The sequence below is a fragment of the Kitasatospora sp. MBT63 genome (genome assembly GCF_000710465.2).
Classification (GTDB): domain Bacteria; phylum Actinomycetota; class Actinomycetes; order Streptomycetales; family Streptomycetaceae; genus Kitasatospora.
Genome location: NZ_JAIZ01000267.1, coordinates 1 through 5,439, shown reverse-complemented (window position 1 = coordinate 5,439; position 5,439 = coordinate 1). Strand labels below are relative to the sequence as shown.

Here is a 5,439-nt window from a genome sequence, read left to right as displayed (position 1 = left end):
CGGCCCCGCAGGCGGCGATGCCCGCCCGGTCGGCGGGCTTCGGCGGCAGCGCGCCGCGGGCCGACGCCCTTCGGTCCCGGGTGGTCGCCGAGCCGCTCGCCAAGAAGCCGTACGAGCCGTCCCCGCCGCCTCCGCCGCCGGGCCCCCCGCGGCCGGACGCGGCGCTGCTCGACTACGCCGCGCTCACCCTGGCAGGACCCGGCGGGACCGGTTCGCGCCGCGGGCAGTTGCTGCCCCGGCAGAGCACCGACCTGGTCGCCGCCGAGTACCGCCGCCGGGCCGAGCAGGTGGCGGCCCTGCCGCTGCCGGGCCACGCCGTGCGTCCGCGCGAGTCGGCCGGCTCGTTCGACCACCGCTTCGACGCGGCCGCGCCGGCCGACATCCCGTCCGACGGCACCTGGCACACCGTCACGGTCGCCGTGCTGCCGGTCGGGGTGCGCACCGAGTACGTCTGCGTGCCGGCCGTCGAGGAGGCCGTGTACGCGACGCTGGTACTGGCCAACGCCACCGACCAGGCGCTGCTCGCGGGCCCGGTGGAGGTGTCGGTCGACGACGAGCACCTGCTCACCGCCGCGCTGCCGACCCTCGCCCCCGGCGGCAGCCGGCGGGTGGGCCTCGGCCTCGCGGAGGGCATCCGGGTGGCGCGCCGCACCGAGCTGCGCGAGTCCACCGCCGGGATGCTCAACAACACCACGGTGCTCGACCACCGGGTCCACATCGAGCTGGCCAACCGTCTGTCGCGGCCGGCCGTCGTGGAGGTCCGCGAGCGGGTGCCGGTCAGCTCCGACCCGGACGTCCGGATCGAGGAGCGGGCCGGCTGGCGGGCGCCCGAGCAGCCGTCCGGGAACTACCCGCCGAGCGCCCGGCTGTGGCGGGTGGAGCTGCCCGCGGGCGGCACCGCCGAACTCGACGGCGGCTACGAGATCCGCATCCCGGCCGGCAAGGCCCTGGTCGACGGCAACCGCAGGAGCTGACACCCATGACCACCGAGCCGACCACCCGCCCGGACGCCACGGCGCCCGCCGCACCGATCCCCCTGCCGGTCACGGCCGTCACCTGCCTGGAGGACCGCGCCCAGGTCGAGCGGACCACCGTCCTCGACCTGGCCGCCGGGGTCCAGCGGCTGCGCCTCGGGCCGGTCACCGCGCTGGCCGTCGACCGCACCCTGCACGCCGAGCTGACGCCCGCGGGCCCGGAAGCAGGTGCGGGCCCGGGTGCGGGCGCAGGTGCGGGCGTCCCGGCCAAGGTGCTGGACGTACGGCTGGTCCGCAGCTGGACCCCGCGCGCGCCGCTGCCGCCCACCGACGACGACTCGCCGCTGCGGCACCGGATCCACGCCCTGACCCGGGACCGGCTCGCCGAGGTCCGGCAGCAGGAGCGGCTGCAGGCGCGGCTCGTCCTGCTCGGGCAGCTGGCCGCCGACCTGCTGCGGGAGATCGGCGAGGGCGCCGGGCTCGGCGAGGTGGAGCGGGCCCGGTGGTCCCGCGAGCTGGACCGGGCCGACGCCGAACGCGAGGACTGCGGCGAGCGGCTGCGGGCCTCCCGGGCCCGGCTGGCCGCGCTCTCCGACGAGCTGGCCGAGGCCGTCCGCGCCCTGGACGAGGCCGAGCAGGACCCCGCCGAACTGGTCGCGTACGTCGAGCTGACCGTGCAGGCGCAGGCCGCGGGTCCGGCCGGGCTGCGGCTCGGCCACCTGACGCCGTGCGCGCTGTGGCGACCCGCCTACCGGGCCACCCTGGCCGGGGACGGGCTGCGGCTGGAGACCGAGGCGGTGGTCTGGCAGCGCACCGGCGAGGACTGGTCGGGGGCGCGGATGTCCTTCTCCACCGCCCGGTCCGCGCTGGCCACCGACCCGCCGAGGCTCGCCGAGGACCGGCTGACCCTGCGCGAGCGCTCCGCCGAGGAGCGCCGCACGGTCGAGGTGGAGCTGCGCGAGGAGGAGATCGGCAGCACCGGCCCGGCGCCGCTGGACGGTCTGCCCGGGGTGGACGACGGCGGCGAGGTCCGGGTGCTGCGGGCGCCGCACGCCGTCTCGGTGCCGGCCGACGGCCGGGCGCACCGGATCCCGCTGGACGTCCTCGACACCACCGCGAGCAGCGAGTACGCCTGCGCGCCGGAGCTGTCCCCGCTGGTCACCCAGGTGGTCCGGTTCCGCAACGACTCCGGGCACGCGCTGCTGGCCGGACCGGTCGACCTGATCCGCGGCAGCGGCTTCACCGGCCGCGGCGAGCTGGCCTTCACCGCTCCCGGCGCCCCCGCCGAGCTGGCCTTCGGCAGCTCGGACGGCTACCGGGTGGTCCGGGAGACCGAGGAGAGCCGGGCATCGGCCGGGCTGACCCAGCGCACCGTGGTCACCCGGACCGTACGGCTGCACCTGTCCCGTTTCTCCGGTCCGGAGGAGCATGACGAGCAGGTGGTGGCGGTCCGCGAGCGGATCCCGGTCTCCGAGGTGTCGGCCGTCGAGGTCCGGCTGCGCAAGGAGTCGTGCGTCCCGGCCCCGGACGAGCTGGACGCCGAGGGCATCGTCCGCTGGCAGGTGGCGCTGCCGCCGGGCGGCCGCCGTACCGTCACGCTGGTGTACGAGGTGTCGGGCACGGCGAAGGTGGCGGGCCTGTGATCCGTCCCCGGGCGGGCCGGTGACCGGGGGGCCGGGGCGCGGCCGGCAGGATCCACGCCGTCAACTCCGGTACCCATCCGGTACAAAAGAGGCATGATCTACCATCTCGCCCCCCTCGACGACTGGCTGCGCGACCCCGGCCGGCCCTACACGGCGGCCTCGCTGCTCACCGACGGCTTCATCCACTGCTCGCCCGACGAGCCGACCCTGCTGGCCGTGGCCAACGCCTTCTACCGGGACACGCCCGACCCGCTGATGGCGTTGCTGATCGAGGACAGCCTGGTCGAGCCGATGGTGAAGTGGGAGGCCGCCACCGGCGGGCCGCCGCCCGGAGCCACGCCCGGCGCGCTGTTCCCGCACATCTACGGCCGGCTCAACCGCACCGCGGTGCTCGGACTGGAGAAGCTCGAACGCGGACCGGACGGGCTCTGGGCCACCCTGATCCCCTGGAGCTGACCGGCCGCGCCCGCCGCGACCGTCGGGCCCCGCCGCCACGGCCGGGGCAGGCCCGGCGCGCTAGAGCCAGCCGCGCTCACGGGCCGCCATGCCCGCCTGGAAGCGGGTGGTGGCGCCCAGCTCCCGCATCAGGCCCTGCAGCCGGCGCTGGGTGGTGCGGGCGCTCCAGCCGAGCGAGCGGGCGATCGACTCGTCGGTCAGGCCCGCGGCCAGCAGGCCGAGCAGCTTGAGGTGGTCGGCGTCGGGGCCGGCCACACCGTCGCCGTCGCCGATCGCGGTCTGCAGCGGTACCGCCCGTTCCCACTCCGCCTCGAACAGCGCGTCGAGCGCCTGGAGCAGAGCCGACGGGTGGATCACGTACGCGGCGTCCAGGACGGCGTCGCCGACACTGATCGGGATGATCGCCATCCGGTCGTCCGACATCATCATCTTCATCGGCAGGGTGGGCCGGACCCGGGCCTCCTCGCCGTCCTCGACGCCGACCAGGATCTCCTTCTCCAGCCGCCCCGGCCAGGCGATGGCCTCCTTGTCGAAGACCGTGCGGAACCGGATCCCGGAGCGGAGCTTGGCCCGCTGCCGGGGCAGGTTGGCCACCGGGTCCTGGATGTACGGCGGGCAGTCGAACCCGCGGACCTGGTAGTGGCTGGTCTCGATCAGGTGCTCCAGCCGCTGGGCGATGGCCTCACCGCCGGTGAGCACCTCCACCGAGTGCGCCGGGTCGGTGAACCGGGAGGCCTCCCGGAAGGCGTCCATCAGCCGGTGCATCTCGGCCCGGGCGCTGCGCAGCTGGGCCTCGCGGTGGCCGATCAGGGTGCCGATGGCGACGTCCGGGGCGACCGCCAGGTAGCGGTCGCGGTCCACCGGCGCCCGGGTGGCCATCCCCTGGTCGGCCAACCGGTCGAGCGCGTCCTGGCTCTGCCGGAGCGTCAGACCGCACTGGTCGGCCAGCTCCCCCGCGGTCGACTGCGGTGCGATCACCAGCTCCGCGTACACCTGCCCGTCCGGCCGTCCGAGGCCGAGCACTCCGAATGCGTCGAGCATGCCGCTCCTTCCCCCACCCCCGGCCACGGCTCCGCCGTGGCGCGATTACGCCATCGAAGAAGGCGAGTTTTCGTGGCCATCCTGTGCCACGGATCCGCGCGCTGACAAGGCACTGCGGCGAGGCTCACACCAAGCTCTGGCAAAAGCACCCGGGCCCCTCCACCAGCGGCGGAGGGGCCCGGGGAACAGCGGCGGACCCTACAGGCCGACCTCGTTCATCAGCCGGCCGACCTCGGGGTTGGTCAGGCGGCGCAGCCAGCCCGACTTCTGGTCGCCGAGCGCGATCGGACCGAAGTGGGTGCGCACCAGCTTGTCCACCGGGTAGCCCACCTCGGCGAGCATCCGCCGGACGATGTGCTTGCGGCCCTCGTGCAGGGTCACCTCGACCAGGTAGTTCTTGCCGATGTTGGAGACCACCTTGAAGCTGTCGGCGCGGGCGAAGCCGTCCTCCAGCTCGATGCCCTGCGACAGCTTCTTGCCCAGGTCACGCGGGATCGGGCCCTGGATGGCGGCCAGGTAGGTCTTGGTGACGCCGTACTTCGGGTGGGTCAGCCGGTGGGCCAGCTCGCCGTGGTTGGTGAGCAGGATGATGCCCTCGGTCTCGGTGTCCAGGCGCCCGACGTGGAACAGCCGGGTCTCCCGGTTGGTCACGTAGTCGCCGAGGCACTGACGGCCGTCCGGGTCCTCCATGGTGGAGACCACGCCGGCCGGCTTGTTGAGCGCGAAGAACAGGAACGACTGGGTGGCGACGGTCAGACCGTCGACCTTGATCTCGTCGTTCTCCGGGTCGACCCGCTTGCCCTGCTCGGTGACCTGCTTGCCGTTGACCGCGACCCGGCCCTGCTCGATCAGCTCCTCGCAGGCGCGGCGGCTGCCGATGCCGGCCCGGGCCAGCACCTTCTGCAGCCGCTCGCCCTCGGGCTCGCCGAAGGTCTTGGGCAGCTTGACGGCCGGCTTGTCGTGCCGGGCCAGCACCGCGTCCTCGATCCGGGCCTGCAGCTCGCGCGAGCGCTGCGGCTGGCGGCGCGGGTCGCCGGGCGCACCTTGGCCCTCGCGGCGCGGCTTGGGCGCCGGGGACGGGCGACGCGCGGCGTAGCTGCCGCGGCTCGGGGTCGCGTTCGGGCCGCCACCGAACTCGGGGCGGTCGTAGCGGCGCTCCTCGGGGCGCAGCGGGCGGTCCGGGTAACGGCGCTCCTCGCCGCGCCGGTCGTCCCGGCGGTCGTCCCGCCGGTCGTCCCGCCGGTCGTCACGCCGGTCGCGGGAGAAGCCGCCGGAGCTGCCGGAGCCACCACGGCCGCCGCCGGAGCCGGAGCCGCCGCCGTACG

Annotated in this window: 5 protein-coding genes; 3 read left to right on the top strand and 2 right to left on the bottom strand. The window is 75.3% G+C overall.

All coding sequences use genetic code 11. The features are described from left to right. The 3 genes from AA75_RS16780 to AA75_RS16770 all read left to right on the top strand — a co-directional run. On the top strand, positions 1-974 hold a 974-nt coding region (locus tag AA75_RS16780), incomplete at its 5' end, for a DUF4139 domain-containing protein (protein ID WP_033820863.1). Positions 975-979: 5 nt separating this feature from the next. Continuing rightward, a complete protein-coding gene (locus AA75_RS16775) occupies positions 980-2,617 on the top strand; it encodes a DUF4139 domain-containing protein (RefSeq protein WP_033820861.1) in 1,638 nt (545 codons plus the stop codon). A 93-nt stretch (positions 2,618-2,710) separates the two neighbouring features. Next, positions 2,711-3,073, top strand: coding sequence for a DUF952 domain-containing protein (locus AA75_RS16770; RefSeq protein ID WP_033820860.1), 363 nt, complete (start codon positions 2,711-2,713; stop codon positions 3,071-3,073). Positions 3,074-3,133: 60 nt separating this feature from the next. Here the strand turns inward: AA75_RS16770 and AA75_RS16765 are convergent, their stop codons facing one another. After that, positions 3,134-4,114: a helix-turn-helix domain-containing protein gene (locus AA75_RS16765; protein ID WP_033820862.1), complete on the bottom strand. Its 981-nt coding sequence runs from the start codon at positions 4,112-4,114 to the stop codon at positions 3,134-3,136. Between the two features lie 198 nt (positions 4,115-4,312). Beyond that, positions 4,313-5,439: pseudouridine synthase (locus tag AA75_RS16760; protein ID WP_033820859.1), on the bottom strand; the 1,127-nt coding region annotated here is incomplete at its 5' end.

Excerpts from the sequence above, each read along its gene's own strand:
- AA75_RS16770 (WP_033820860.1), top strand. The coding sequence starts at position 2,711 with ATGATCTACCATCTCGCCCCCCTCGACGACTGGCTGCGCGACCCCGGC.
- AA75_RS16765 (WP_033820862.1), bottom strand. The coding sequence starts at position 4,114 with ATGCTCGACGCATTCGGAGTGCTCGGCCTCGGACGGCCGGACGGGCAG.
- AA75_RS16775 (WP_033820861.1), top strand. The coding sequence starts at position 980 with ATGACCACCGAGCCGACCACCCGCCCGGACGCCACGGCGCCCGCCGCA.